This is a genomic window from Roseibium sp. ROS1 (assembly GCF_054658215.1).
Genome location: NZ_BAAGIG010000003.1, coordinates 1,155,716 through 1,182,410 on the forward strand (window position 1 = coordinate 1,155,716; position 26,695 = coordinate 1,182,410).

Here is a 26,695-nt window from a genome sequence, read left to right on the forward strand (position 1 = left end):
CACCGGGAACGATTGGCGCCGGCCTCCCCTTGTGGGACGACCTGCCCGAAACATCAGGCATTGGATCTAATGCCGGAGGCTTCATTCATTTCGCTGCGGATCGACATCCGACCACCCATACCCCTCTGGCTGAATGTCGGTCGATCCGGGCCATAAACGCATGATATTCGACTGAATTGGTATGCGTATACAGCCACGCTCAAAGGTCGATAGGGGCGCAAGGCGCCCCTATCGGTCTGGCGACTAAGTCGAGCTTAGTTGCTGGTGGTCTTGGCGAAACGCTCAAGGAGCTTGTCGCCGTCGGCCTTGATGGTCGCGAATGCGTCGTCAACGCTGGTCTCACCGGAGAAGACCTTGCCGAGTTCGCGGTTCATGACGTCGCGGATCTGGACGTAGAAGCCCATGCGGTAGCCCTTGGTCCACTCGCCGCCTTCCAGGGAAAGCTGCTGGATGCCGACTTCAGCTGCCGGAGTGCGCTCGTAGTGGCCGTCCTTCTTGGCCAGCTCATAGGCAGCTTCGGTGACCGGAACGTAACCGGTTTCCTTGTGCCACATGTACTGGACTTCCGGAGAGGTCAGGTATTCGAAGAACGATGCAACGCAGTTGTTTTCTTCAGCCGGCTTGCCGGACATTGCAAACAGAGCCGCGCCACCGATGAAGGAAGCCTTGTTGGCGCCTTCAACTGCTTCCCAGTAAGGCAGGTAGGTTGCGGAGAACGGGAAGTCGACCGTGTCGGCGATGCCGCCGAAGGACCCGGAAGAACCGATCCACAGAGCCACTTTGCCTTCGTTGAACGGTGTCTGGTTGTCACCCCAGCCGGTGCCGTAGTAGCCGAACAGGCCTTCGTCGAGCCACTTCTTGGCAGCCTTGAAGTGGTTCTTGATCGGCTCGCCGAAGACCAGCTCGGTGCCTTCTGCGCCGTCGTAACCGTTGTTGTTGGTTGCGAACTGCAGGTTATGACGGGACTTGAAGTTCTCGACGAATTCCCACGGCAGGTGCGACTGAACGAGCGGCACGTAACCGGCTTCCTTCAGCTTCGGAGCGATTGCTTCGAACTCTTCGTAGGTCTTCGGAGCTTCGACACCGGCCTTCTTCATCGCATCGTCGTTGATGTAGAGGATCGGAGCGGAGGAGTTGAACGGCATGCCGATCATCTTGCCGTTGCTGTCGGCATAGAAATAACGGACACCGGCGATGTAATCTTCGATGTTGAACTCGGCACCGCTCTCGTTGAGCAGGTCTTCAACCGGAACGACAGCACCCTTGGCACCGATGATGGTGGCGGCGCCAGCGTCGAACACCTGCAGGATGTTCGGCTGTTCGCCAGCGCGGAACGCTGCGATACCGGCGGTCAGGGTTTCTTCGTAGGTGCCCTTGAATACCGGCGTGATCTGGCAGGCGTCCTGGGATCCGTTGTAGCCGTTGGAAATTTCGACAACCACTTCGCCGAGCTTGCCGCCCATTGCGTGCCACCAGGTGATGTCAGTGGCCGCATAAGAAGCGGAGGACGTGCCCAGGAGGGCGGCCGCAGCCACGAGGCTGGCGACGGTCTTGCGATAAGCCATGTTCATTTGCTCCCATCTAGCAGGGCGTCTTTGCCCCGGTCAGCAGTTGGTTCTCTCTCGGTGCCGAAATGGCTTCATCGGCACCCGAAACGATAACGCCTGCGTTTCGTATTGTTTTCATATGAACGTTATATGACGCTCATATGAACATTAAAAGACGCCTTGACCGCGTCCGCAAGAGGGAACGCAGGAAATTTGAAGAATCCCGACCCTTGATGGGATCCAGGGCTGCATTTCCGGCGGAAGCCAAGTTCTCGTCCGACGGTAAAAGCGTGCCCCCGGACACGGCTCCACCCTTGCCGCAATCCCGGCTAATGCTGGACTTTTTGCAGAATTTAGTTGGCTCATATGAAACTGTTCAGTCGTTCATATGAACTCTTGGTGACATTCACCGGCCTGTGGAAAGTGCAGATTTTTTCAATCGCTTGCAGGCCCGAAGCCGGAGCTGCGGACCCGGCAAGGCACTTTGCGGGTGCTTGTCAGATACCTTGATGATGCTTTTGGCGCCTCAGGCGTCCTGTCCGAAGATCCGGCGTTTCGTGCTTTCGGAAGAATGCAGGATCTTGTTGTGGAGATAATGCTTGGCCCGCTTCTCCAGAAACCGGAAGGCGTATTCCAGCTTGCCCTTGAGGCTCCGCCGGGGCTTCGGCCCTGGTGTCAGGTGTTTGTGGATACGCCCCTCGTCGCAGAGCTGCTGGACCCACTGCTTTTCCGCATCCCAGTCGTGGGTGTGCTGCTTGCCCTGATGGGTGAAGCCGAAGAGGTGAATTTCGGCGTCCGGCAGAACATCCAGGAATTCGGCGATGATCGACGCGCCCGATGTCGGGTTGCTGCGGTCGAACGGATCGAATCTCTTCAGGTGTTCCCGCGCCTTGTTCGTCGGGCCGAACCCGAGATAGCGCGGCTTGCATTCGCGCGCGAACAGCCAGTCGACCTCGCCGTTCTCCTTTATGTCGTTCACCCAGACTTCCGGCGCGCGTTCCAGGGCAAGCGGGTTGATCCGCTTCGACATATAGACCCGGGCCCGGTTGAGCATCAGAACGTCGACCCGCTGGCCCGCAACCCCGAGGGCCGGCGCACTGTTGAAGCGCAGCACCAGGTCCGCCTTGTCGATTTCCGGCGCATCGGCCTCGGAAATCGGTCCGTTGCCGACGATGGAAATCGTCCTGATCTTCCGGCCGTCCAGAAGGCTGCTGGTCATTGGTGCTTTCCTGCCTGTTGTGCCGGGCGTATAGCAACCCGGCTCGTGCCCGGCAACGGCTGTTTGGAATGGATACTGACCGTATCCGGTTCCGCAAACAGCTTCCATGAGTTAGGCTTTGCTCAACCGATTGCTACAGACGATCCTTGCATGTCCTTGAAATTCTCCTCCGTCTTTCCGCTGAAACACGCCCGCGCGCACGAAGTGTGCGGCGACAGCGCGTTGAGCTTTGCCGCGATCGCCGCCGGAATGGCCAAGGGGGCCGTCGTGTGGATTTCGGAAGACTGGCGGCCGACGGTGAACCCGGAAGGCCTTGCGGCCTACTGCGATCCGGGCCGGCTGCTTCTGACCCGCGCCGGCAACCAGCTGACTGCTCTGGCAAGTGCGGAAACCGCGCTCAGGTCCGGCGCCGCCGGGCTGGTGGTGGCTGAACTTTCCGGCACCGTCGGACTGACGGAAGGCCGCCGGCTGCAGCTGGCGGCCGAGGCCGGACGCACCACGGCCATTCTGTTGATCCCGGAAGGCGCGGGCAGCAATGCCGCCGAAACCCGCTGGCGCAGCACCTGTCTTCCGGCCCAATCCGCCCCCTCTTCCGGTCTTGCACCGGAGCCTCGTCAAAATGGTCACGACTCGACTCATTGGCGCTGGTCGCTTATAAAGAACAAAATAGGAACATTGTCGGAATGGGTAGTACGTTGGGATGCAGCGGCGCATCGTGTCATTGTGGTTTCCGAGGCTGGCGGCTGAGCGCTCCCTGCGTGCCCGGCCCGTCGACGCACCCTTTGCGCTGAGCCTCTTCGACCGCAATTCCGAACGCCTTTACGACCTGTGCCCGCGTGCCGAAAGCTTCGGCCTCAACCGCGGCATGACGCTGGTTCACGCGCGCAGCTTCTGCCCCGGTCTGCTGACCCGCCCGGCGGACCCGGCCGCCGACCAGCGTTTCCTGAGGCTGCTGGCCCGGTGGGCGACCCGTTACTGCCCCTGGGTGGGCCTTGACGGGCGCAACGGCCTCTTTCTCGACATCACCGGCTCGGCTCACCTGCTTGGCGGCGAGGAGCCGCTGCTGGACGATATCCGTGCCCGGCTGGCCCGGGCGGGGCTGACCGCCCGGCTCGGCCTTGCCGATACCCCGGGAACGGCCTGGGCGCTGTCCCGGTTTGCGGAAGGCATTGCCGGGACCGGCGAGACACTTGCCCGCATCGGCCCGCTGCCCTTGTCGGCCCTGCGGCTGTCCGACCAGACCTGCACCAGTCTGGAACGGCTCGGCATCGCCACGGTTTCGCAGCTTTACAATCTGCCGCGCGCCACTGTTGCCCGGCGATACGAGCCCGATGTGCTGCGCCGCCTCGACCAGGCGCTGGGGGCGCTGCCCGAGCAGATTTCTCCCCTTGGCGAGGAGCCGGGCTTTGCCGTGCGCATGACCCTGCCCGACCCGATCGGCCTTCTGGACGATGTCATGGCCGCCGCACGCCGGCTGACCGCGCATCTGTGCCAGCGGCTCGACACCGCGCAGAAGGGCGCCCGCAGCCTGAAGCTGACCTTTCGCCGGGTCGATCAGGAAAACCAGGCGGTGGAACTGAAGCTCGCCCGGCCGATGCGCGACCCGGAACGGATCCTGGCCCTTTTCGAGCGCGGGGTCAGCGCGGTCGATGCGGGCTATGGCATCGACATGATCCGCCTGGAGGCAACAGAGGTGGAACCGCTCGGCATGCGCCAGCTGGACCGCACGGAAGGCCTGGAGAAAGACGGGCTCGACGATCTCATCACCCAGCTCGGCAACCGGGTGGGCCTCGACAATATCCTGCGGTTCCAGCCGGTCGACAGCCACATTCCCGAGCGCAGCTTCAAGCTGGTGCCCGCCGCCTACAGCCGCCCGGCGCAAGCCTGGCCCGCCAACCGTCCGCGGCCGATCCGCCTGTTCGCGCCCGAGCCGATTTCCGGCACCGGCTTCGAACCGCCCCGGCGCTTCCGCTGGCGTGGCCGGGCCCTGACCGTGTTCGAGGCCGAAGGACCGGAACGGATCACCCCCGCCTGGTGGGACCTGGACGACAGCTGGGCCAAGGGCCTGCGCGACTACTGGCGCATTGCCACCCACCAGGGCCAGCGCCTGTGGCTGTTCCACACGCCCCAGCACCCGGCCTGGTTCGTGCAAGGGGAGTTCGGCTGATGGGTTTCCGCAGTTTGCGCCTTGCCTCTATCGCCTTCCCGGTCCTGGGCTCCCCGATCCTGGGCTCGCAGATCCTGGGCTCCCCGGTCCCGGATCTCCGCTGCGCTGCGTCCGGGATGACGACCGGGAGGGCGGTTGTTGTTGCGGTGTCTTGCAAGGACAGCGCCGGAAAGAACAGGGAGGCCTGCCGGTGAGCGTGCTGCCTTCGCCTGACGACTTCCGACCCGAGCCGGTCCGTTATGCGGAGCTGGCCGTGACGTCGAATTTTTCGTTCCTGCGGGGCGCCTCCCATCCGGAGGAGCTGGTGACCCGTGCCGCCATGCTCAATCTCGATGCGGTTGCCATTACCGACCGCAATTCGCTGGCCGGGGTTGTCCGGGCCTATTCGGCGCTGAAGGAGATCAAGCGTGCGGCGGCCGAGGAAGGCGTTCAGATCCGCTCGCATTCGCAGATCGACACCTCCTCCCGCAAGGAGACGAACACGAGCCCGCCCCTGCCTGCCCCGCAGACGCTGAAGCTGCCGCGGCTGATCGTCGGCGCGCGGCTTTGCCTGCAGGACAGCCCGCTGCACTGGGTGGCGCTGCCGACCGACCGCGCCGCCTATGAGCGGCTGAGCCAGTTGCTTACCCTCGGCAAGCGACGCGCGGAAAAGGGCGAGTGTCACCTGAATTTCTCCGACCTGATGAACGCCTGCAAGGGCATGATCCTGATTGCCCTGCCGCAGCCGGAGATGGCGCGCGAGACGATTTGTGAGACGGCTAAGGATCATATTCGCCGCCTGCGCCAGGAAGCGCCGGGGCATGTGTTTCTGGGCGCGGCGCCCCGCTATGACGGCACCGACCAGGCCTGGTTCCGCACCTGCGCCCGCGCGGCGCATTCGCTTGCCGCGCCGATGGTCGCCGTCGGCGACGTGATGATGCACCATGCCGGCCGGCGCCGGCTGGCCGACGTGCTGACGTGCCTGCGCGAAGGCTGCACCATCGACGATATCGGCACACGGGCCCTGCCCAATGGCGAACGCCGGCTGAAGGCGCCGGAGGATATGGCAAGGCTGTTCCGCCACCATCCGGCGGCCCTTCGCCGGACCCTTGAGATCGCCACCCGCTGCAGCTTCGATCTGTCCGAACTTTCCTACCAGTATCCGGACGAGATCACGGGCAACGAACCGCCCCAGGAGCGGCTGGAACGGCTGACCTACGAGGGGCTGGAGAGGCGGTATCCCGCGGGCGTGCCGGACCATGCGCTGGCGCTGGCGGAAAAGGAACTGAAGCTGATCCGCAAACTTGCCTTCGCCGCCTATTTCCTGACCGTGCATGACATCATCCGCTTTGCCCGCAGCAAGAACATCCTGTGCCAGGGGCGCGGCTCGGCGGCCAATTCCATCATCTGCTATGCGCTCGGCATCACCGATGTGGGGCCGGAAACCATCACCATGGTGTCGGAGCGCTTCATCTCCGAGCACCGGGGCGAGCCGCCGGACATCGACGTCGATTTCGAGCATGAGCGCCGCGAGGAGGTGATCCAGTATGTCTATGAAAAATACGGCCGCCACCGCGCCGGGCTCTGCGCCACGGTGATCCACTTCCGCACCCGCGCGGCGATCCGCGAGGTCGGCAAGGTGATGGGGTTGAATGCGGATGTCACCGCCGCGCTGGCCGGGCAGATCTGGGGCAGTTCCAGCAAGGGGCCGGAAGAAACGCGGATGAAGGAGATCGGGCTCGATCTCGACAATCCGCGCGTTCGCCAGACCATCGAGCTGATCCGCGAAATCATCGGCTTTCCGCGTCATCTCAGCCAGCATGTCGGCGGTTTCGTGATCACGCAGGGGCGGCTCGACGCGCTCTGCCCGATCGAGAACGCGGCCATGGAAAACCGCACGGTGATCGAATGGGACAAGGACGATATCGACGCGCTCGGCATCCTGAAGGTGGATCTGCTCAGCCTCGGCATGCTGACCTGCATCCGCAAGTGCTTCGAGCTGATCGACACCCACCATGGCCAGGAACTGACCCTCGGCACCGTGCCCCAGGCCGACAGGAAAACCTATGACATGCTGTGCGTGGCCGATGCCATCGGCGTCTTTCAGGTGGAAAGCCGGGCGCAGATGAACTTCCTGCCGCGCATGCGCCCGCGCCAGTTCTACGACCTCGTCATCGAGGTGGCGATCGTGCGCCCCGGCCCGATCCAGGGCGGCATGGTGCACCCTTACATCAACCGCCGCCAGGGCCGGGAGAAGGTCACCTTCCCCTCAAAGGCGCTGGAGGAGGTGCTGGGCAAGACGCTTGGCGTGCCGCTGTTCCAGGAACAGGCGATGCAGATTGCCGTGGTCGCCGCCGGGTTCACACCGTCGGAAGCCGACAAGCTGCGCCGCTCCATGGCCACCTTCCGGCGCATGGGCACCATCGGGCAGCTGAAGGACAAGTTCATCTCCGGCATGCTGGAGCGCGGCTACGAGCTGGAATTCGCGCGGAACTGCTTCGGCCAGATCGAGGGGTTCGGCGAATACGGCTTTCCGGAAAGCCATGCCGCCGCCTTTGCCATGCTGGCCTATGTCTCGGCCTATCTGAAATGCCACTTCCCGGCCGAATTCGCCTGCGCGCTGCTGAACGCCCAGCCGATGGGCTTTTATGCCCCGGCGCAGATCGTGCGCGATGCCCGCGAGCACCAGGTGGAGGTGCGCCCCGTGTGCGTCAACACCAGCCTGTGGGACAACACCCTGGAGCGGCGCAGCGACGGCGCGCTGGCGCTGCGCCTGGGGTTTCGCCAGATCAAGGGCCTGCGCGAGGAGGACGCGGCCTGGATCGTCGCGGCCCGCGGCAACGGCTATCCGGATACGGAAACCCTGTGGCTGCGCACCGGCGTCATGCCGGCCACGCTGGAGCGGCTGGCCGAAGCCGATGCCTTTGCCGGCATGGGGCTCAGCCGCCGGGCCGCGCTCTGGCAGGTGAAGACCATCCGCAGCCCCAAGCCGCTGCCGCTCTTCAACGACCCCATCGACGGCGAGGCGATCTTCGAGCCGGATGTCCTCCTGCCCACCATGCATCTGGGGCAGGAAGTGGTGGAGGATTACCTGTCCACCCGGCTGACCTTGCGCGCCCACCCGATGGAGCTGCTGCGCCCGCATATCGCGCATCTGACCCCGCATGACCGGCTGGCGGCGCTGAGCCCGCGCGAGGCGCGCCGCGTTTCCGTCTGCGGGCTGGTGATCACCCGCCAGCGCCCGGGCACGGCCTCGGGCGTGATCTTCCTGACGCTGGAGGACGAGACCGGCGTTTCCAACGTGGTCGTCTGGCCGAAGATGTACGAGAAGTTCCGGCCCGCCGTTCTCGGCGGACGGCTCCTCAAGGTCACCGGGCGGCTGGAGCGCGAAGGCATGGTCGTTCACCTGATCGCCGACCACATCGAGGACCGCTCCCGCGACCTGTCCCTTCTGGGCCACCCCAACGACGACGTTCTGGGCCAGACGACCACCAAGACCGACGACGTGCCGGTGCATCTGAAGTCAGACGCACAACGCACCCGCGCCATGCACCCGCGCGAACAGGCCAAGCGGCTGTTCCCGAGCCGGGATTTTCATTGAGGGGTGGTGTTTAAGATGGGGGGGCGGCGGGAGTTTGCTGCGTCCCAGGGCCAACTGCAGATTTGCACAAACAAGCGGAGTTTGCTGAATACTAATTTCGCCCTGCAAACTTCGCCCGCTCGGGGGCTGGTCCTACCAATCTTCAAACATAAAGACATCCTCAAGTAGGTGCAATTGAACATCACCGCCCAATTGATCGTTCCAGAACGCTTGTCTTACTGCTGCGCTACCAGACCCTAACCAATCGACAACAATTGTATCTTTCTTCGCACGTGTCTGAGAAATGAGCCTGTTAAGATGAGTGTCGTTACCGGAGTATCCAAAGATCACAATCCTTTGACTTTCGTCGAGCGCCATCTGCAAGAACTCCCAGTAGATACTGAGAATTTCGGATGTCGAAATTATTCTTGGCTTGTGCGTGAAGTGTGTCAGGACGAGATGCCTGCCAACGTGTTTTGGTGCGATCTTTCTGCGTATTGTAGATTCAGAGATTTTACACGGCTTGCCGCCAGGCTTTCCCGTAAATAGAGGGCTGCCATGCAAATGCAGATACCAACCTCCATACCCTTTTCTCCTGAATAGATGGGTCCTGTCGAAAATAGATTGGACGAAACCATGTAATAGAACCGGGGATTCACCGCCAAGAACTCCTGCCTCTTGAAGTGCCTTCGAAAGTAAGCCGTCATAGTTGAGTGTCGCGACGTGCGAGCCTGTGGCTTTGACTCTCTCTATGAAGGGGGCAATGAATTCACTAGGTATTTCACATGAGGAACCTACGTTTCCTCCTGTCATGTGTTTGGCGAGATACATTTTTCTCGCAACGGCATACGTGACTTTGTACACAGCGTCCGGAAATTTCCTCCCTTCCTCCGAAAGCCAATGGCCAGCACCTGTGTCACGTATCGACAAGAGAATTTCGCAAGCATTTACTGTGTCTTGCAACTTTGCTAGCTGTTCTTCAGAGGTGGGCTTTTGCACATCTGCTGGCAAGCAGGCAGAAATCAGAGCCTTCTGCTCGTGCTCAAGTGTACCGTCATCCCAAACGTCAATCAGCGCATTTGTCAAATTGAAGGCTTCGGGCGAGATCGCCATGCCCAATCCATTTCCGAATATATAAAGCGACCTCATTGGCGGCTCTATGCGTTCATCGCGATATTCACGATGTTCTGGGCGATGGCGTCAATGGCTTGAGGTGTTGTGTTGTTGACTGTCGAGTATGTTTTTCCATCGACTGCATTAAACAGCTTGTAGCTATAATTTGGTGCTGATCGTCGAAATGCGACTTTCATCAAGTGCACACCTACCCCAGCCCTAGCTCTATCTAGCTCAGGCTTTTGGGTAGCCCAAACGTTGTAGACATCGAAGCTGCGAGCGGACTCAATTGAAAAAAGTGGGTTCACAAGAATCACGAGTCGCCCATCGCACATACGAACACGACCTTGTCGTTCAAAGACAGCCAGACCGCGCTTCCGACCGAATTTCTCTTCAAACCTTTCATATGCGGCGCGATTGTGAGCAACTTCACTAGGATTGCTCGACCTATTTAAGATGTATTCAATTTCGTCTTGTGTCGCGCCAGATGCTTTCGCTCTTACAGCGTCAGCCAGAATATTATAGAAGTCGTACCCACCCGAGCTTTGCATTCGCCTGTTAACTTCTGCGACGAGTTTGGACGGGTCCAGCGAATAATACCGAATGAATGTATTTAGGCTGAGGGTGATAATTGCTGTTGTTCCGCTCATACGCAGCACCTTTGGTTAACAAGCGCCTAGTTTAGGTGCAAGCCGTGATTATGCAACTGCTAACCAGCCCCTACAAAATCAGATTCCCTGCTGAATTTCATCTGTGAAAGCGCAAAATGCCTCATCGTCGAGTGTGCCTTGTTGATGGGGTTCCGTAAGACCGCTGCTAATGACACGAACGTCAGCTCAGGACTAAAAGTGAGCCCTCGCGGCGCCTAGCAAGAGGGTCTAAATGATCCTAAAGCAGGAGAATGCACTGGAAGGACTGGCCGCGCGTGGCCAGGAAATCAATGCCGACTGAACTGCGACTTCCAGCCTTTCAGCGCCCGGACTCGGGCGTGATCTTCCTGACGCTGGAGGACGAGACCAGCGTTTCCAACATGGTTGTCTGGCCGAAGATGTACGAAAAATTCCGACCCGCCGTTGTCGGCGAATGGCTCTTAAAGGTCACCGGGCGGCTGGAGCGCGAAGGCATGGTTGTTCACCTGATCGCCGACCACATCGAAGACCGCTCCCGTGACCTGTCCCTTTTGGGCCACCCGAACGACGACGTTCTGGGACAGACGACGTGCCGGCGCATCTGAAACCAGACGCACAACGCACCCGTGAGAACAGGCCAAGCGGCTGTTCCCGGGCGGGGACTTCCATTGATGCGTTATGTGTAAAGTGGGCGGATTCCGGACGTTTGCTACGGTCGAAATGTATTATCGAAAAGGGTCTGAGAACGGAATGTCTGTTTTCCGATTGAAAATTGGCCAAAGCAGACATCATCTACTTGGAGCTGATCTCTGGTAGCCTAGGAGGTAGCCCCACCAGAGATCAAAACCCTTGGAAACCGGGGTTTCAGGGATAGTCAGGGGGCATAATGCCCCCTTTAGTCTCATCGCATTGCGAAGGATGATTAAACATATAATTGGCACGAGCAATAGCTGCGTGGCCAAAAAGTTTCCGAAGCGGAAATCTCGATACAAATTGGTTAAATGAAATGGTACGCTTGAACGAAACAGGACGCCTCGGATTATATCTAATAAAAACAGTCAAGTAACAAGAGTTCCGTTTCGGTAATGCGCCAGTTAGGCGCCGCGTAAATATCTGATCAAGGCTTGCTGATTAGGTCCGTAATCGCTGGCGTTTGTGGGTTCAAAGTCTTCTCAGCAGATGAGCTGTAGTCAAAGGCTAGCAGTACAACCGCAGAGGCCAGAATGACGAAAAGGAAACCCTTCGTAATTCTGAAGGTTGGCTCACCTCGTTTAACTCGCCGCCATTCGTATTTAAGTAGGTTCTTTGACGCCAAAAGGAAATCTAGTTCGACGCGTTTTACGTTTTCTCGTATAAGCCCGTCCGGGCGACTTGCCATTTCCTCAAAGGTTTTCATGCAAGCCAAAAGTCCTTTCGAATTTTTCTCGTCGGGATTTAGCCGTAACGTTATGAAAAAATTCGCATTGTTCAAACTCGAATACAGTGGGCTAAGCGCTTTTACTTTCTCCGCTTGATTTTTATACGGTAATGAGGTCGCGTCAACTATCGCGTTCATGCTCGTAAGGTACGAGGTTATTTCCGAACGAAGGGCATCTATCCACGCTTGGCGAAAATCCGAAATTTTTTGCTCTTTGGCAACGATCAACCCAATCAGCGAAATCGCCGCTGTAATCATCGCTGCGCCAATAGCGCCAACACTAATATCCTGAAACACAAGAAACCTTACCGGAGAAGTTGTCTTATTCCACACGTTAACCGCTAATCTACCTTCCACAACTAACTTTTTTTGACGATAGTTGTCGCGACGTTGCGTAAATATTGATTGCGTGTTTGAGGGCCTTTGGGTGGCAGAGCAAGTTCCTTTTCAACTGCGGTTAACTGGCGACACAGCAGACTACCACCAGTTTCAGGGCTATGACGGCTATATGGCCCTTGCCGGATTTGCGTGGGTGCTTTCACTCGTCTCCAATTATGCAGATACAGGTGAGATACGGCAGCGAGGCGACTTCAACGGGCGTCATGCCGTACGAGCAAGGGCGCCGGTTGAGGGAAGCGTCATTGCGGAATTTGTCGTCTATATGCAGAACAATCCGGAGACTGTTTTCGGAATTGCGGCTGGTGGGTTGGGCGCGCCTGCTTTTCTCTATGCGCTCGCAAACCGCGTAATCAACAGAAACCTTGGAGAATCAAATACCGCGACGGATCAAACTCTAGAGCCGCTGATTACTCGGCACGGCGGCGATATCGAGGCGCTTGTTGCAATCAGCGAACCACCTATTCGCCAAGCTCATGGTGTCATCGGAAACGGCGCGAACAAGATTGAGATTTCAGGCGGTTTCAACATCCTCAACACCTTTAACGAAGAAACCCGTGACTACGTGAAGCTCAACGTGGAGGACGACAACGAAAAGACAAAGTTGGTAAGCGTTTCTGCATTCAACGCTAACTCGGGATATGGAAGTGTGTTCGATGGAGATTTGGGGCATGTGGTACCTTTCAGCATGTCTCGCGACACGCTGAGACACCATAAGGCTGTATTTTCATGGGGGCTAGATCAGTACGTGCAGGGCACTGGTCGCAAAATCGAACTGAAGTTCACCCGCATATTGGCTATGGACGGTCGCCCGAAAAGGTACGTCGTTCTTGGTGCTAGTCGGGCCACTTAAGCAAGAAGGTGCCAGTGGATCAAGAAGCGCTGTGCGGCAGTAATGGGCCGTTTGTGTCCACCAAGCACCGGCTAAAGTCAGGATTGGAGCGCCGCCTCGCCACCTGGAACCCGGAGTGGTCAGCAGGCCACCAGGAGCCCGGAGTGGTTAGCAGGACACCAGGTTCATTTTGGAGCACATGGCTTGCTTCCGAGGATTGGGCGGAGCGCAATTTCTCCTGTCTGGGACACTTCAAATTCCAATGCCGATGTCTGAGGGCCACTGCCGACGACGACGACAGTGTAGTCACCTTTTTCGAAGATGCTCCTGTGGAGTCCGGAAGCTGAAATCATGGCTTCCAAATCCGACAAAGACTTATGACGTAGGAATTGCTGTAAAAGCTTCTCGGAACTTTTCAGGGCATCAGCCTCTCGAGCCAGCTGGTCGCACCGGTAGGTGTGAGAAATGCCTTTGTCCAGTTGATCTGCCCCTTCCGTGACAAGATACGTTATTAGCCCACCAAGCAGCACGCCCGCCGACACCAGTCCGAGTGCACGCATCAGTCATCATCCTTCGTCTTCGAACTCAAACGTATTATCTCCACTGGAGATGGTTACGGCAGGTCTGTTCCGCTTTGCAGTCACTCAACCGTCTATAATTCTGCATCCTGCATAGTTGGTCGCTTCGGTGAAAGCTGCGCGACACGGGCGCTTTTCAGGTTGGTCCGGAAGTTCGCTCCGAACCAAAAGCAGGAGCCTGCCCTGAGCAGTCCTGTCCGCGCCTGGCCAGAAAATCAACACCCACTGAGCTGCGTCTTCCGCCCTTTCAGCGCCCGGGACAATGGCTTAAGAAAAGAACTCTTCAGCTTTTCCAGCGCATAGAGGGGACACATGGAACAACGCAGATTGGGCGCCAACGGGCCGGAAGTGGGTGCCATCGGCTATGGGGCGATGTCCTTCTCCGACATGTACGGGCCGACGAACGAAACGGAAAGCCACGCCATTTTGAATGCCTGCCGCGATCTGGGTGTCACGCATCTGGATACGGCCAATGTCTACGGCATGGGCAAATCGGAAAGCGCCCTCGGCACCTATCTGAAGGCCAATCCGGGTGCGCGGGACGAATTCGTGATCGCGACGAAGGCCACGATCACCACCGATGCGGACGGCAAGCGCAGCTTCGACAATTCGGCAGAGCACCTTGAAGCCGAGCTGGACAAGTCGCTGCAGCGGCTTGGCGTGGAGTGCGTGGACCTGTTCTACGCCCATCGCCGCGACCCGCGCTTTACCCCGGAAGAAACGGCGGCCAATCTCGGCCGGCTGGTTGAAAAGGGCAAGACCCGCGCCATCGGCCTGTCGGAAATCGCGCCGTCGACCCTGCGGCGCGCCATGAAGGTGTTTCCTGTCGCGGCTGTTCAATCGGAATATTCGCTCTCCACGCGCGCGCCAGACCTCGGGCTGGTGCAGGCCTGCGCCGAGCTTGGTGTTGCCATGGTGGCCTTCTCGCCCGTGGGCCGCTCGCTGCTGACGGACCATCCGATCCCGCGCGAGCGGATCGCCGAGCTGCCGTTCCTCAGCACCAACCCGCGGTTCATGGAGCCGAACCTGACGGAGAACCTGCGCATCATGGAAGGCTTCCGCAAGCTTGCGGCGGAGATGGGCACGACGGCGGCGGGGCTTGCGAATGCCTGGCTGCTGACCCGCGGGCCGCATGTGATCCCGATCCCGGGAACGCGCTCCGTGGAGCACCTGCGGGAATGCATCTCGGGCGCGGCGCTGAACCTGACGGCAGCGGATCTGGAGCGTATCGAAGCCGTGCTGCCTGTCGGCTGGGCCCACGGCGACCGCTACTCGGACGTGCAAAGCATCGGGCCGGAGCGCTATTGCTGAGATGAGCAGGCTGTTTGAAGAACTGGACTACGCGCCGACACCGATCGGCGCGATATCCCTGCGCCGGCGGCATATCCTGGCGCTGAAGACCGACGTCTTCGAAATCCTCCTTGGCGAGGAACACCTGATGTCGAGCCTGTTCACCGCGTCGGAAATCGCGCTGGCGGACAAGGGGCTTGCGGCCCTCGGCGGCGACAAGCTGGACGTGCTGGTGGGCGGACTTGGGCTTGGCTATACCGCGCAGGCCGTTCTGGCCCATGAGAGCGTTGCCGACCTTACCGTGGTTGACCTCCTGGCACCCGTCATCCGCTGGCATGAGGAAGGTCTCGTGCCAATGAAAACCGAGCTTGCCGACAGCCCGCGCTGCCGGCTGGTGCAGGGCGATTTCTTCGCCATGGCAGCCTCGGAAGACGGCTTTGATAGAGACCAGCCCGGCCGCCAGTATGACGCTCTGCTGATCGATATAGACCACACTCCGGAACGTCTGCTGCATGGCGGATCCAAAGGCTTTTACACGCCCGAGGGCCTGCGCGCCGTGCAGCGTTTCGTGAAGCCGGGCGGGATCGTCGGGCTGTGGTCGGATGAGGCCCCGGATGAAGCCATCACGGCCTTGCTTGGCCAGGCGTTTGACGCGGCCTGGGCGGAGCCGGTGGTGTTCGCAAACCCCTTGCAGGACGGGCGTGAGGTGACCCAGGCCGTCTATCTGGGGCGCAAGGGGTGAGTTGGCTCAATCAGCCGCGCGGGAAGTAGCTTTCCCGCTCGGCATCCATGGCCTTCCGCCAGCGGTCTTTTAAAGAGCCGCGGCTTTCCGGATAGCGTTGATCCAGCGCCTCGGCAAAGGTCATGCGGTCGGTGCGGAAATAGCGGAAGCCCTGACGCAGCTCGCACCAGGCCGCAAGAATGCGGCCTTCGTCCCGGTAGCCCAGCAGCACGGGCCAGACCACCCGCTTACTCTCCTTGCCATCACCGTCGCGGTAGCCCAGCGACACCTTCCTGCCTTCCAGAATGGCCTGTCGCAGCATGGCCGCATCGACCTTGTCCTCTGATGCCGGGCTGACAGGCCGCACGCTCATCGCGGCTGCTGCAATGTGGCGGCGCAAGGGCCCGGGCGTGATGGCCTCTATCTTGGCGATCAGATTTTCCGCAGCCTTGGCGAGCTCCGGCTCGGCGCGGGTGGAAACCCACAAGGCCCCCAGAACGGCGGCATCGATTTCCTCGGCTGTCAGCATCAGGGGCGGCATGTCGAAGCCCTCTTCCAGAACATAGCCGACACCGGCTTCGCCCCGGATGGGCACGCGCTGCGCCGCCAAGGTGGCGATGTCGCGATAGACCGAGCGCTTGGAAACCTCCAGCTCGTCCGCGATCGCCTGCGCCGACACCGGCCGGCGCACCCGGCGCAGGATCTGGATGATTTCAAACAGTCTGTCCGCGCGCCGCATGGCCCGTCTCCCCGGCACGATGCTGCCAACACGGTGTCAGCAGGGGGCCTTTATAGGACCCGGACACCAGAGTTGAAAGCGTCCGGAAGACCATGACCCGAAACCTGACAAAACACCTTTTGTGGATCCTCGCGATCCTTTTTCTGACCAGCGGAACAGCGCTTCGCGCGCAGGAGACAGACATGACAAATTCACAAGCAGCAGCCGTTCAAAGACTTGGCGTCTATGTGCTGTCCAGCGACCTGCGCCGTTCACGTGAGTTCTACCAGGACCTCTTCAGTGCCACCCCCACGGTGGAGACGGACGTCTTCATCGGCTTCGATGTGGCCGGTGGGCTGTTTGCCGTCATTTCAAAACAGGCCTTCGCGCCGGATGCGAAGCTCGGCGGCAACACAGTGCCCTATCTGAAGGTCGACGACATTCAGGCGGCCCTGCAGCATGTCGAGACAATCGCCCCCGATGCGCTGAAGGCCCCCGGCCTGATCAGCGAAGGGCCGATCAGCCTGTTCAAGTTCACCGATCCGGATGGCAATATCCTCGAATATTATGCGCTCAACATGCCGATCGACGGGCTTTAGAACTGCTATCCGGCAGCTTCATCCGGCGTGCTCAGAGACGCCAGTCCCTTGGGCGTCAGGGCATAGATGCCTCTTTCCACCCGTTCGAACCAGCCGTAGTGATCGTCGGCCATCATGCGGGTTGCGGTGGCAACGCCGGTTGCCCTGGCGACATCCGCGCCGCGGCTGGGGCCATTGGTGGAAAGATGTTCCGCGCAGCGGATCGCGTCCTGCCGGTAGGCCGTCACGAGCGTGGTGCGCGTCGAACCGCCGGTGTTCGGGTCACCGACCCGGCGGGCAAACTCCCGCAGAAGCCGATCCTTGCGCGCCCTGGACTTGCGGGGGGTGAAAGGCGCAGGGTCCAGATGCACCTCGACAACGCCATCCGGCAGCCTGACGGTGATCACGCCAAGGCCCAGCCTTCGGGCAAGCTGCAGGTTCTTCTTCAGGGACTGGAGAAACTGCCGGCCCTTGCCCCGGGCAACCGCGACATAGACCGCGTCGGTCACCGACTGGCGCACGACCGCCTGATGAAACAGGCTCAAGGTGAACCCGGTCTTGAGTTCGACAATCACCGGATCCGCACCCTCGCGGCACGCGACGATATCGGCCGAACCGACCTCGGCCTTCACCTCATATCCCTGCTCAACAAGAAAAGCTTTGACCGGCGGATAGAGCTCGGTTTCCAGAATGCGCCCCATCGCGGCATCCTACGTGCGAAGCCATGGGCGGGCAATCTTCCGGCTGGGGCTGCCGGGCGAAATCCAAGGAATAGATCCGCCGTAGCGCTTCAGGGACGGAGCCGGAAGCCGACACTTTAAAAAAAAGACCGGACCACATTGCGTGACCCGGTCCGATCCGTCCTTGCGCGTTCCAGATGAGAACGCAGGCAGCCATGGTTACTGCGCCGTCTGAGGTTCCCCCACAGCGGGGGCATTCAGCTGCTCGGCCTCCTGCCGTGCCTTTGCAGCTTCTTCCGCCTGGCGTATCTGCAGTGACGTCAGAAACGCAGGAGCTGCATCAACCTCGTCCAGAGAGGCCTTGATCACCAGCTTCTGGTCACCCGGCTCCACCTTGCTGTGCTCGACCGCATCATAGGGAACGCCGATCAGCTTGGTGCCAAGGCCCAGAAACCCTCCGGCCTCGATCACGACACCAACGACCTTGCCTTCGCCATCGATCTCAAGCGCGGCCACCTCGCCAATCGTGTCACCAGCCGGATTGGTGACTTCCTGCCCGATCAGGTTGCTGGAAAGCCAATGGCCGGATTCCTGCTGGGCAAGGAACGGCGTCACGCCTTCGAACGCGATCTCGGGCGCATCGCCCTCGGGCATTGTTTCCTGGATCATCGGGTCTGCTTCGCGGGGCTGAGAGGTCTCCTGCGCCAGCGCGGGACTGAACGACAGCGCCAGGGCGGCGATTGTGGCCGGAACGATGTTGCGTTTCATGATTCACTCCCTTGTTGCCGCGCCGGCAGAGCAGACAACCCGTTCGCCCTCACCGATGCGTAGACAAACAGATAGGAAGCAAAATTGGCCTTTTCGGGCAAAGACCTGATAAAATTAGCTATTAAATATCAGCAGGTTACCCATTGACGCGTGACGGGACATACCCGCAAAACGTGTCAATTTGATGATAGATTCAATCTATACGGGCACCGTATAACCACCGCACTCCCTCGATATCGCTCGGCTGCAGACCCTCGAAGGTTTCCCGGTACTTGAAGTGCATGATCGAGCTCTTGCGAAGGTAGTGATCGAGGCCGATCGCATGACCGATTTCATGGGCAAAGGTGTACTGCAAATCGTAGGTCTTCAAATCGCCGTCGAAGCCGATCTTCCATTTGTGAACCGGATTGAGACAAACGGCAGACCGGGTGATGCGGGCAAGCTTGGCGGCCGCCGTGGCACCTGACCGTGCTTCCGGTTGCCGGCCGGGTTTTCCGAGACCCCGGTCCGAAACGTCGGTCACATTCGACTTCGGACGATCTGCAAAGTCGGACTGAAACCTGACGTTGGTGAACGCAAATCCCCTTGGAATGGACTGCACGCCGAGCAGAATATCTGCCGCGTTCACGTCCGCGATCTCTTCGAAGGTGAGCCCGCTGACATTTTGCCAAAGCTGGAAAGCAAGCGATGCCTGGCGCCGCACGTCCTCAAGGCCCAGGGAACTCAAGCGCGCAAGGCGCGCAAGGCTGTCCATCGCCCCGCAATTTCGTGCTTTCTCCTGCACGATGGGCTGCTGCACGAAAGCATAGGTGACGTGAGCCGGCGTGCCGAGCTCCGTCTTTCCCCATTTCACGAGATGTCCTTCCAGCTTGAGCGGGGCAAAACCTGCGGCGTTGCCTGCCAGTGAAGGAACCAATGAACAAAAAGTCACAATTGCAGCGATGAGGAAAATGAAGCCGGTCTTCAATGTCTCACTCTTTGGTCGTTCAAGGGTCGGGTAAGACTGCTGACCGTAACGCCAAGGCCGCGTCCTGGATCAGTTTACAATGCGGCAGCTTTACCGCGCCTTGCGAAGGCCCTCAGGCCTGCATCCAAGAGCCAACACCAAGGCAACTCTAGGCTTCTTGCATCTGCGCCGAACGTTACGTCACATTGCCGGCGAAGAAAATCCGGAAAAATCCCATGCAGACGCGAAATCCCGAGAAAATTTCAAGCGATTGAAAAATTGCAACAGTCCAACCACCCGAATGCGATGCCGTTTGCTCACGCAGGTGTGAGCACGATCCGCTGAATGAAACGTCCCGATGCCTCGGAAATGCCCGGAAACACCCTATACTTGAACATCGGACGCGCCCGGTGCCCACAAGGAGCCGGGCCCAAACGCCCGACAGGAGATTACTCATGACATCCGGTCTCATTACCCGCCGAAACCTGCTTGTCACCGGAACCGCCCTGCTGGTGTCGGGTGCATCCGGGTTGAGTGTTCCCGCACAGGCCAAAGGCGTGGCGCCCACAGCGTCGATGCGGGGCGGGTCCAACAACTATCGGCCCGGTGCGCCTATTGTCGACAGGATTGGCGGTGGCGGTTTCTGGATGAGCGGAACCGTGCGGCGCGCAGGTGACGGTGCCCCTCTGGCAGGCCAGCGCATTCAGATCTGGGCACATACGACCGAGGGGAACGAACGCGACCAGCGCAGCCATGGCGCGACGCTCACCGATGCCAATGGCGTCTTTCGCCTGGAAATGCCGCAGATCGTTCCGGCCTTCGGCCAGCCCCACGGGCATCTGGCCTATGACAGTGGAGAGTTCGAGACCGTATTTCTGCGACCGGTTATGAGAAGCTCGGCCGACACCAGCCTGGAAGCACATTTCGTGCTGCAGCCTGCTTGACCCGGACTTGCCCGACGGCATGAACCGCCTTCGTGCTCTTCTGATATGGGCCATCCTGACAACGATCCTTGCTGTGCCGATGCTCGCAGCGGCGGCAAGCCCGCTGCTGCAATGGCGCCAGCCGGTCTATATCGCGGCAGGCTTTGCCGGCATCACAGCGATGGCGCTGCTCTTGTTGCAGCCCTTGCTGGCCGGAGGCTATCTCCCTGGCACTGAAGGCCTCCGGGGCAGGCGCCTGCACCGCTGGACCGGTTCGTTGCTGGTGCTGGCAATCATCCTTCATGTCGGCGGGCTCTGGATCACCAGTCCGCCGGATGTCATCGACGCCCTTCTCTTCAGATCACCGACACCCTTTTCCGTCTGGGGCGTGCTTGCCATGTGGGCCGTATTCGCCGCAGCATTGCTCGCCGCAGTCCGACGGCGCCTGCCAATCCCTCCGCGTCGTTGGCGCCGCCTCCACACCCTTCTTGCAATGCTAATCGTCATCGGCAGCGCCGCCCATGCGCTGTTGATCGAAGGCACGATGGAGACACTGTCCAAGGCTGCGCTTTGTGCTTTGGCAGTGGCCGCGACGGTGAAAGTGATCGTCGACCTGAAAATCTGGGCAAGGCGTCCACGCCAGAAGAAGACTGGCTCCTGATCACCCTGCAGCGCTTCAGGCAGCCGCGGCACAGAACTGCCTTAATAGGACAGGCTACATATCTTGCGATGTGAGCGCGGAAGAACCCATGCTATGGTTTTTTCCGATTTCTGTTCACGCCATATGGCGGCACCTCTTTTGCCTCCACTGCGGAATTTTCCAGGTTTTGACTGTTCGGGAAATCCGAACTTCTCTCGTGGTGATAGGTGCAGCCTGGTGACATTTCGAAAGCCTGATTTGCCATGCCCTTCCGTTTTCCTGCCCGGCCCTTTTTCTTTCTTGCCACACTGCTGCTGTGCGCCCAGAGCGCCTCATCCGCTGAGTTGACGCTTGTCTCCTTCCGCTACAGCGACGATGCGCCGGTGGTGCATCTGCGGCTGGAAGGGGAAATACGGGCGGAGGACGGCGAGCGCGTGGAGGAGGCCTTCGCGCAACTGGCGCGCTGTTCGGGTGCGGCCTGCAACAACGATTTTGGCGGGCCGCGTGCCGTCGTCTCGCTGTCGAGCCCCGGTGGTTCCTATTCAGCCGGCGTAAAGCTGGCGGACTTCTTCAGAAACAACACCATCGCAACAGTAGTCGAAGCCGGAGACAGCTGCGTTTCGGCCTGTGCCATGGCGTTTCTGGGCGGCTCGTCCTTCTGGCCGACCGGCGGCATCGGCACCTTCATCGACCGCACCATCGAACCGGGTGCGAGGGTCGGTTTCCACTCGCCCTATTTTACCGAAGAGACTGCCGTTGCCGCCGTCCGCAGCGGTCAATTGGGTCAGTTGCTCGAGCTGACCCGGCTTGCCATTGCCGACATCGTCAAGAACCTGACACGCTACTCGGTCAGTCAACATGTGCTGGACCGGATCATCAGCATGGGACCGGAAGGATTTTATGAAGTCGATACGCCCGCCGCGCTCTTTGCGATCAGGGCGCAATTGCCCAGCTTCGACCCGGCCCTTCTGAACATCCCGTTCGAGAACCAGATCCTGAACGTGTGCAGCCGCCTGGCCGCGCTGCACTACGAGCAACCCCTGGGCCTGCTCGATGCGTCGCTGCTGGAAGATACCAACGATGGCCGCACACCGGAGGGCGACAGGATCAGGCTCTACGACCTTGCCGACCGGCCGCTCAACGTTGCTGGCTGCGGCGTTCCGCGTGACAAGCAGTCCGGCACCATCGATACCATGTCACTCTACAGGCTGGTCAGCGACGGCGAAATCTTCGAGCCGCTATTGTCGTTTCACAATTCGAAAGACGGCGGCTGGTCGTCGCTTGGTTATCGGGGAGGACGGGCAACGGACGCTTTCATCAAGCTGGGGCCGCTCAACCATGTGCTGATGGCTCCGGACGAAAAGCTGGACGACCTGCCACGCGCGGTTTGGGAAGAAATAGAAGCCGCCAAAGGCCGGGTCGCCAACCCGCACCTGCCGAGCCACAGCCGCCCCTGGCCCGTGGAAACCATGGCCGCCACACAATGGTCGCGCAGCTACCTTGGCGAAGGACTGACGATTGTCGAACAGACCGGCCCGGCAAAGCTCTTTGAAGAGCTGGCCGAGCAGGCGGAAGGAACCAGCATTCTCTATAGCCAGGACAAGCCGGACACTCTGGTACGGTCCGGCGAGGACACCGAAACCGGCACCTCCTACTACTGGCTCGCCCTTCGCGCCGGCAACCGGGCCGCCACCATTCGCGTTGAAGCGCCCGCTCTGGCAGCAGGCCTCACCAACGCCCAGAAATCCCTCATGAGCCTGGTGGCCTGCTCAAGCGATTTCGAAGGCGTTCATCTGGGGTGTTTCAAGTAAGGCGGTTCGAAAGCCGCGCGTCAGGACACGGCGCCATGTTCGGCGAGAAAGTTCAGGAGCACGCGGACACGAGCCGGCAAAGGGCCGCCCTGGCCGGTGTAGACCGCGTGGAAGGCTTCGCTGTCGTCTGCATAACACTTTTCAAGAACCGGCTTCAGACGTCCCGCGGCGATGTCAGCACGGACTGTAAAGGCGGCCAGACGCGCCAGCCCAAGGCCGTTGATCGCCAGCCGGCGGATGGCCTCGCCGTCGCTGGCCTGAACGCGCCCGGGCGGGCAGACTGCTATCGGTTCGTCGTCTCGCAGAAAGCGCCAGGTATCGACTTCCCGCGGATAGTTGAACCCGATTTTCCTGTGCCCCTCCAGATCCGCGACACAGGCAGGTTCCCCGACACGCTGAAGATAGTCAGGCGAGGCGACGATCAGCATCGGTGTTTCGCCGAGCTTGCGTGCTACCAGGCTGGAGTCCTTGAGCGGCCCTGCCCGCACCACAACATCCGTCCGCTCCGCGAGAAGGTCGATCAAGGCGTCGGTCAGAACGATTTCGAGAGAGATGTCTGGGTACTGCTCGAGGAACACAGGCAGGACGGGCTCAAGAATGTGGGTCGCATAGGAGGCGTTGGTGTTCAGCCGAATGCGGCCGACCGGCTGCTCGCCCAACCCTGCCTGCCGTTCCGCTTCATCGATGCTTGAGAGAATTTCTCGCGCACGCTCGTAAAAAACACATCCTTCGGCCGTCAGATCCAGGCGCCGCGTGGACCGGTTGAAGAGCCGTGCACCAAGCCGTGTCTCGAGCCGGGAAATAAGCTTGCTGACAGCAGACTGGGTCATCCCAAGGTGCCTGGCTGCGTGGGAAAACCCGCCCAGTTCAACAACCTGAACAAAGACCTCCATCTCACCGCTGCGGTTTATGCTGACGCGCGACATATGACTTCAATTCACTTATTATATTCATTTCGGGCGTATAGTTCATGATATGAGCGCTGCCTAGGTTCCGTCCATCGAAATTTCATGGACCGGATCCAAAATGCCCCTTGCTCTTTATGCACTGGCGGCCGGAGCCTTTGGCATCGGCGTCACAGAATTCGTCATCATGGGCCTTCTGCTAGAGGTCAGCCGCGATCTTGGTGTCTCGGTCGCTGCAGCAGGAATGCTCATCTCCGGCTACGCCCTCGGGGTCGTGGTCGGTGCGCCCATCCTGACCGTCTTCACCGCGACATGGAACAGGAAGCGCGTGCTGATCGGCCTGATGGTGATCTTCATCATCGGGAACGCTGCCTGCGCGCTTGCGCCCAGCTACGACCTGCTGATGGCAGCCCGTATCCTCACGGCCCTCGCTCATGGAACCTACTTCGGTGTCGGCTCGGTCTTCGCCGCCTCCATGGTCGGCAAGGACAAGCAGGCGTCCGCAATTGCCATCATGTTTACAGGGCTGACGCTTGCCAACATCCTCGGCGTGCCGGCCGGAACCTGGCTTGGCCAGCAATTCAGCTGGCGCATGACCTTCTGGGCCGTGACGCTGATCGGCCTGGCCGCATTGGCCGTGCTCATTCTGCTCGTGCCGACGGATCGTTCGCGCGCCGCACAATCCGGCTGGCGGGCCGATCTGAAGGCCGTGTCGCGCGCCTCCGTCCTTCTCGGTTTCCTGACCACGGTCCTGGGGTTTGCAGGCGTTTTCACCCTGTTCACCTACATCGCCCCGTTGCTGACGCAGGTCAGTGGATTTGCCGACACGGCGGTATCCCCGATCCTGTTGATCTTCGGTGGGGGGCTGGTCGCCGGAAATCTCCTGGGCGGAAAACTTGCCGACATCAGACTGAAGACCGCGCTCATCGGCAGCATGGCAGCCCTTGCACTCGTGCTGGCGGTCATGTCCGCCGCCTTTGGAAACCAGACCGCGGCCGTGGTGCTGACGGGACTGCTCGGCGTGGCGGGTTTCGCAACGGTTCCGCCGCTTCAGTCCTGGGTTCTGTCGAAGGCCGTTGGCGCCGGAGAAAGCCTTGCGTCCAGCCTGAACATTGCCGCCTTCAATCTCGGCAACGCACTTGGGGCCTGGGCCGGCGGCCTGGCCATCTCCCGTGGGCCCGGACTTGAAAACCTGCCCCTGGTCGCCGCGGGCTTCCCCCTCCTCGCCATCGTGGTCGCGCTTGCCTCCTTCGCGATTGAGCGGCGGAGCGTGCCCTCCCCGATCTCCACTCACCAGACTGCCAGCTAGAAAGGACATCACCGACATGGACTACCGCTATCTTGGAAACTCCGGGCTCAAGGTTCCCGCCCTCAGCTTCGGTGCCGGCACATTCGGCGGCTCCGGCCCACTCTTCAGTCATTGGGGCACAACGGACGTCGCAGAAGCGCGCCGCCTCGTCGACATTTGCCTCGAGGCCGGCGTCAACCTGTTCGACACCGCGGACAACTACTCCGAAGGCGCTTCGGAAGAAGTGCTCGGTGAAGCAATCAAGGGCCGCCGCGACGCGGTGCTGCTCTCCACGAAAATCAGCCTCCCCCTGGGGGATGGCCCCAATGAGGCAGGGTCTTCACGCTTCAGGCTGATCAGGGGTGTCGAGGCTGCACTCAAGCGCCTTGGAACGGACCATATCGATCTTCTGCAACTGCACGCATTCGACGCGTTCACCCCGGTGGAAGAGGTGCTGTCCACGCTCGACCAGCTCGTCCGCGACGGGAAAATCCGCTATATCGGCGTTTCCAACTTCTCCGGATGGCAGATCATGAAATCACTGGCCGTTGCGGAGAAACACGGCTGGTCGCGCTATGTCGCAAACCAGGTCTATTATTCTCTCGTCGGACGGGACTACGAGTGGGACCTGATGCCTCTCAGCGCAGACCAGGGCCTGGGCGCCATGGTATGGAGCCCGCTTGGCTGGGGTCGGCTGACCGGCAAGATCCGCAGGAACAATCCGATCCCCGAGGGCAGCCGACTGCATGAGACCGCAAGTTTCGGACCTCCCGTGGAAGACGATCTGCTCTATTCGGTCGTCGACGTCCTGGATGCGATTGCCGAAGAAACCGGCAAGACAGTCCCGCAAGTGGCGATTAACTGGCTGCTTCAACGCCCCACTGTCGCGTCGGTCATCATCGGGGCGCGCAACGAAGCGCAACTTCGCGACAATCTGGGAGCAACGGGTTGGGCACTGACGGACGGGCAGATTGCCCGTCTTGATGCTTCGAGCGCGCGGACTGCTCCCTATCCGCATTTTCCCTATCAGAGGCAGGAGGCTTTCGCACAGCTCAACCCAACCCTGGTCTGACGGGCAAGCCTGAACGGCGCGGCAGGTGACAGCATTAACCTGTCGCGCCAATGGACCTTGGTGCTCAATACCAGAACCCTTCCCGCCGCCAGATGGTGAAATGGCCACGCACAGGTGGGGCCGGGGTGCCGCCGTCGATCGTGAATTCGCAACCGCCCTTGAGACCCTTGCCACCGGTACGGCGCAGGATCACGTATTCGTTGCATTGCGGACCACCGCTGGAGCTCTGGCACATGTCGATGCGCGCGCGTTTCTCGTCCAGAACTTCCCAGACCCAGTCAATCATCGCCACATGTCCGTTCCAGACCATGAAATCGAGTGGCTTGACCTCGTTGATGTCGTCGATGTTGGTCTTGGCGACATGATCGGGATACCGCCGGGGTGAAACACCGTAATACTTGTCCCACTCACCAGTGAATATCAGGAAATTGGCGATAAAGCCTATGCAGTCCATACCGAAAAAGCGGTCTTGCACCATCTGTTGCAGTGCCGCCTGATCGGACATCTTGTCGAAGTAGAGTTTCTTGATCTTGCCGGTCTGCTCGACATCCTTGGAGCCGTCCTTGTTTGCGCGGCCGCAGACCTCAACCTTGTACTTGTCCAAAAGATCCTTGTTCTTCAGCATGAAGTTCCAGATCTTGACGAATGTCTTGTCGTTTCCCTGGCCTTTCAGCGCGAGGTCGATCTCGCGGCCGCCGACATGCTGGTTCAGCGTGATGCCGTGGGGATCCTTGATCCAACGGAAATTCTTGAAAAAACTGGTTGCGCTGTCGTTGCCGCCGTTACCACGGTCCTTGCAAAGATACTGCGTAAGCTTGACCCGGCCGGCGCTGGTCTGCAGGCCAGGATTTGTCAGAACGTCGACGTATTCGTAAGGCAGAAAAAAAGACTCGGCCAC

General features: G+C 60.1%; 25 protein-coding genes. 13 read left to right on the top strand and 12 right to left on the bottom strand.

What is annotated here, in order from left to right:
* Positions 1–254: 254 nt before the first annotated feature.
* Complete coding sequence (locus ACYQ6M_RS21465) at positions 255–1,565, bottom strand: extracellular solute-binding protein (RefSeq protein ID WP_031268865.1); 1,311 nt, start codon at positions 1,563–1,565, stop codon at positions 255–257.
* 508 nt (positions 1,566–2,073) lie between these two features.
* Positions 2,074–2,766 (bottom strand): glycosyltransferase family 29 protein, encoded by a 693-nt coding sequence (locus tag ACYQ6M_RS21470; protein ID WP_075284798.1) that lies wholly within the window; start codon positions 2,764–2,766, stop codon positions 2,074–2,076.
* A 150-nt stretch (positions 2,767–2,916) separates the two neighbouring features.
* Here ACYQ6M_RS21470 and ACYQ6M_RS21475 point away from each other — a divergent pair, with 150 nt between their 5' ends.
* The 3 genes from ACYQ6M_RS21475 to ACYQ6M_RS21485 all read left to right on the top strand — a co-directional run bounded on the left by ACYQ6M_RS21475 (position 2,917) and on the right by ACYQ6M_RS21485 (position 8,513).
* Entirely contained in the window at positions 2,917–3,513 is a 597-nt protein-coding gene (locus ACYQ6M_RS21475) for an ImuA family protein (protein ID WP_022999626.1), read from the top strand.
* Positions 3,467–4,933 (top strand): Y-family DNA polymerase, encoded by a 1,467-nt coding sequence (locus tag ACYQ6M_RS21480; protein ID WP_022999625.1) that lies wholly within the window; start codon positions 3,467–3,469, stop codon positions 4,931–4,933. The genes ACYQ6M_RS21475 and ACYQ6M_RS21480 overlap by 47 nt, the downstream gene beginning before the upstream one ends.
* Positions 4,934–5,123: 190 nt before the next feature.
* A complete protein-coding gene (locus ACYQ6M_RS21485; protein ID WP_460075459.1) occupies positions 5,124–8,513 on the top strand; it encodes an error-prone DNA polymerase in 3,390 nt (1,129 codons plus the stop codon).
* Positions 8,514–8,645: 132 nt separating this feature from the next.
* Here ACYQ6M_RS21485 and ACYQ6M_RS21490 read toward each other — a convergent pair whose 3' ends face one another.
* Both ACYQ6M_RS21490 and ACYQ6M_RS21495 read right to left on the bottom strand, forming a co-directional pair.
* Positions 8,646–9,605, bottom strand: a complete 960-nt coding sequence (locus ACYQ6M_RS21490) for an SIR2 family protein (RefSeq protein WP_460075461.1) — start codon at positions 9,603–9,605, stop codon at positions 8,646–8,648.
* A gap of 44 nt (positions 9,606–9,649) precedes the next feature.
* Complete coding sequence (locus tag ACYQ6M_RS21495) at positions 9,650–10,255, bottom strand: hypothetical protein (protein ID WP_460075463.1); 606 nt, start codon at positions 10,253–10,255, stop codon at positions 9,650–9,652.
* A gap of 290 nt (positions 10,256–10,545) precedes the next feature.
* Here ACYQ6M_RS21495 and ACYQ6M_RS21500 point away from each other — a divergent pair, with 290 nt between their 5' ends.
* Positions 10,546–10,839 (top strand): OB-fold nucleic acid binding domain-containing protein, encoded by a 294-nt coding sequence (locus tag ACYQ6M_RS21500; RefSeq protein ID WP_460075465.1) that lies wholly within the window; start codon positions 10,546–10,548, stop codon positions 10,837–10,839.
* A 512-nt stretch (positions 10,840–11,351) separates the two neighbouring features.
* Here ACYQ6M_RS21500 and ACYQ6M_RS21505 read toward each other — a convergent pair.
* A complete protein-coding gene (locus tag ACYQ6M_RS21505) occupies positions 11,352–11,948 on the bottom strand; it encodes a hypothetical protein (RefSeq protein WP_460075466.1) in 597 nt (198 codons plus the stop codon).
* 130 nt (positions 11,949–12,078) lie between these two features.
* On the opposite strand from ACYQ6M_RS21505, the gene ACYQ6M_RS21510 reads away from it, so the two are divergent.
* A complete protein-coding gene (locus ACYQ6M_RS21510; protein ID WP_460075468.1) occupies positions 12,079–12,900 on the top strand; it encodes a DUF7946 domain-containing protein in 822 nt (273 codons plus the stop codon).
* Between the two features lie 164 nt (positions 12,901–13,064).
* Here the strand turns inward: ACYQ6M_RS21510 and ACYQ6M_RS21515 are convergent, their stop codons facing one another.
* Positions 13,065–13,439, bottom strand: coding sequence for a hypothetical protein (locus ACYQ6M_RS21515; protein WP_460075470.1), 375 nt, complete (start codon positions 13,437–13,439; stop codon positions 13,065–13,067).
* 330 nt (positions 13,440–13,769) lie between these two features.
* Between ACYQ6M_RS21515 and ACYQ6M_RS21520 the strand changes: the two genes are divergently transcribed.
* Together ACYQ6M_RS21520 and ACYQ6M_RS21525 are read left to right on the top strand one after the other, a co-directional pair.
* Positions 13,770–14,768 carry an aldo/keto reductase gene (locus ACYQ6M_RS21520; protein WP_460075472.1) on the top strand — a complete coding sequence of 333 codons (999 nt, stop codon included), beginning with the start codon at positions 13,770–13,772 and terminating at the stop codon, positions 14,766–14,768.
* A gap of 1 nt (position 14,769) precedes the next feature.
* Positions 14,770–15,489, top strand: a complete 720-nt coding sequence (locus ACYQ6M_RS21525) for a polyamine aminopropyltransferase (RefSeq protein WP_460075474.1) — start codon at positions 14,770–14,772, stop codon at positions 15,487–15,489.
* Positions 15,490–15,499: 10 nt separating this feature from the next.
* Here the strand turns inward: ACYQ6M_RS21525 and ACYQ6M_RS21530 are convergent, their stop codons facing one another.
* Positions 15,500–16,207 carry a helix-turn-helix transcriptional regulator gene (locus ACYQ6M_RS21530; RefSeq protein ID WP_460075475.1) on the bottom strand — a complete coding sequence of 236 codons (708 nt, stop codon included), beginning with the start codon at positions 16,205–16,207 and terminating at the stop codon, positions 15,500–15,502.
* A gap of 182 nt (positions 16,208–16,389) precedes the next feature.
* Between ACYQ6M_RS21530 and ACYQ6M_RS21535 the strand changes: the two genes are divergently transcribed.
* Complete coding sequence (locus ACYQ6M_RS21535; protein ID WP_206908718.1) at positions 16,390–16,785, top strand: VOC family protein; 396 nt, start codon at positions 16,390–16,392, stop codon at positions 16,783–16,785.
* 5 nt (positions 16,786–16,790) lie between these two features.
* On the opposite strand, the gene ACYQ6M_RS21540 is transcribed toward ACYQ6M_RS21535, so the two are convergent.
* From ACYQ6M_RS21540 to ACYQ6M_RS21550, 3 genes are all read right to left on the bottom strand, one after another.
* Positions 16,791–17,465 (bottom strand): DUF2161 domain-containing phosphodiesterase, encoded by a 675-nt coding sequence (locus ACYQ6M_RS21540; RefSeq protein ID WP_297837806.1) that lies wholly within the window; start codon positions 17,463–17,465, stop codon positions 16,791–16,793.
* 198 nt (positions 17,466–17,663) lie between these two features.
* Entirely contained in the window at positions 17,664–18,212 is a 549-nt protein-coding gene (locus ACYQ6M_RS21545; protein WP_460075478.1) for a PRC-barrel domain-containing protein, read from the bottom strand.
* Positions 18,213–18,405: 193 nt separating this feature from the next.
* Positions 18,406–19,065: a matrixin family metalloprotease gene (locus ACYQ6M_RS21550; RefSeq protein WP_152508623.1), complete on the bottom strand. Its 660-nt coding sequence runs from the start codon at positions 19,063–19,065 to the stop codon at positions 18,406–18,408.
* A 548-nt stretch (positions 19,066–19,613) separates the two neighbouring features.
* Here ACYQ6M_RS21550 and ACYQ6M_RS21555 point away from each other — a divergent pair.
* The 3 genes from ACYQ6M_RS21555 to ACYQ6M_RS21565 all read left to right on the top strand — a co-directional run bounded on the left by ACYQ6M_RS21555 (position 19,614) and on the right by ACYQ6M_RS21565 (position 22,532).
* Positions 19,614–20,102, top strand: coding sequence for a peptidase associated/transthyretin-like domain-containing protein (locus tag ACYQ6M_RS21555; protein ID WP_055657313.1), 489 nt, complete (start codon positions 19,614–19,616; stop codon positions 20,100–20,102).
* A gap of 19 nt (positions 20,103–20,121) precedes the next feature.
* Entirely contained in the window at positions 20,122–20,742 is a 621-nt protein-coding gene (locus tag ACYQ6M_RS21560) for a ferric reductase-like transmembrane domain-containing protein (RefSeq protein ID WP_460075481.1), read from the top strand.
* 242 nt (positions 20,743–20,984) lie between these two features.
* A complete protein-coding gene (locus tag ACYQ6M_RS21565; protein WP_460075483.1) occupies positions 20,985–22,532 on the top strand; it encodes a COG3904 family protein in 1,548 nt (515 codons plus the stop codon).
* Positions 22,533–22,552: 20 nt separating this feature from the next.
* Here the strand turns inward: ACYQ6M_RS21565 and ACYQ6M_RS21570 are convergent, their stop codons facing one another.
* Entirely contained in the window at positions 22,553–23,458 is a 906-nt protein-coding gene (locus ACYQ6M_RS21570) for a LysR family transcriptional regulator (RefSeq protein WP_460075485.1), read from the bottom strand.
* Between the two features lie 100 nt (positions 23,459–23,558).
* On the opposite strand from ACYQ6M_RS21570, the gene ACYQ6M_RS21575 reads away from it, so the two are divergent.
* Together ACYQ6M_RS21575 and ACYQ6M_RS21580 are read left to right on the top strand one after the other, a co-directional pair.
* Positions 23,559–24,746 carry an MFS transporter gene (locus ACYQ6M_RS21575; protein WP_460075487.1) on the top strand — a complete coding sequence of 396 codons (1,188 nt, stop codon included), beginning with the start codon at positions 23,559–23,561 and terminating at the stop codon, positions 24,744–24,746.
* 16 nt (positions 24,747–24,762) lie between these two features.
* Entirely contained in the window at positions 24,763–25,797 is a 1,035-nt protein-coding gene (locus ACYQ6M_RS21580; RefSeq protein WP_460075489.1) for an aldo/keto reductase, read from the top strand.
* 64 nt (positions 25,798–25,861) lie between these two features.
* On the opposite strand, the gene ACYQ6M_RS21585 is transcribed toward ACYQ6M_RS21580, so the two are convergent.
* Complete coding sequence (locus ACYQ6M_RS21585; protein WP_077290953.1) at positions 25,862–26,695, bottom strand: hypothetical protein; 834 nt, start codon at positions 26,693–26,695, stop codon at positions 25,862–25,864.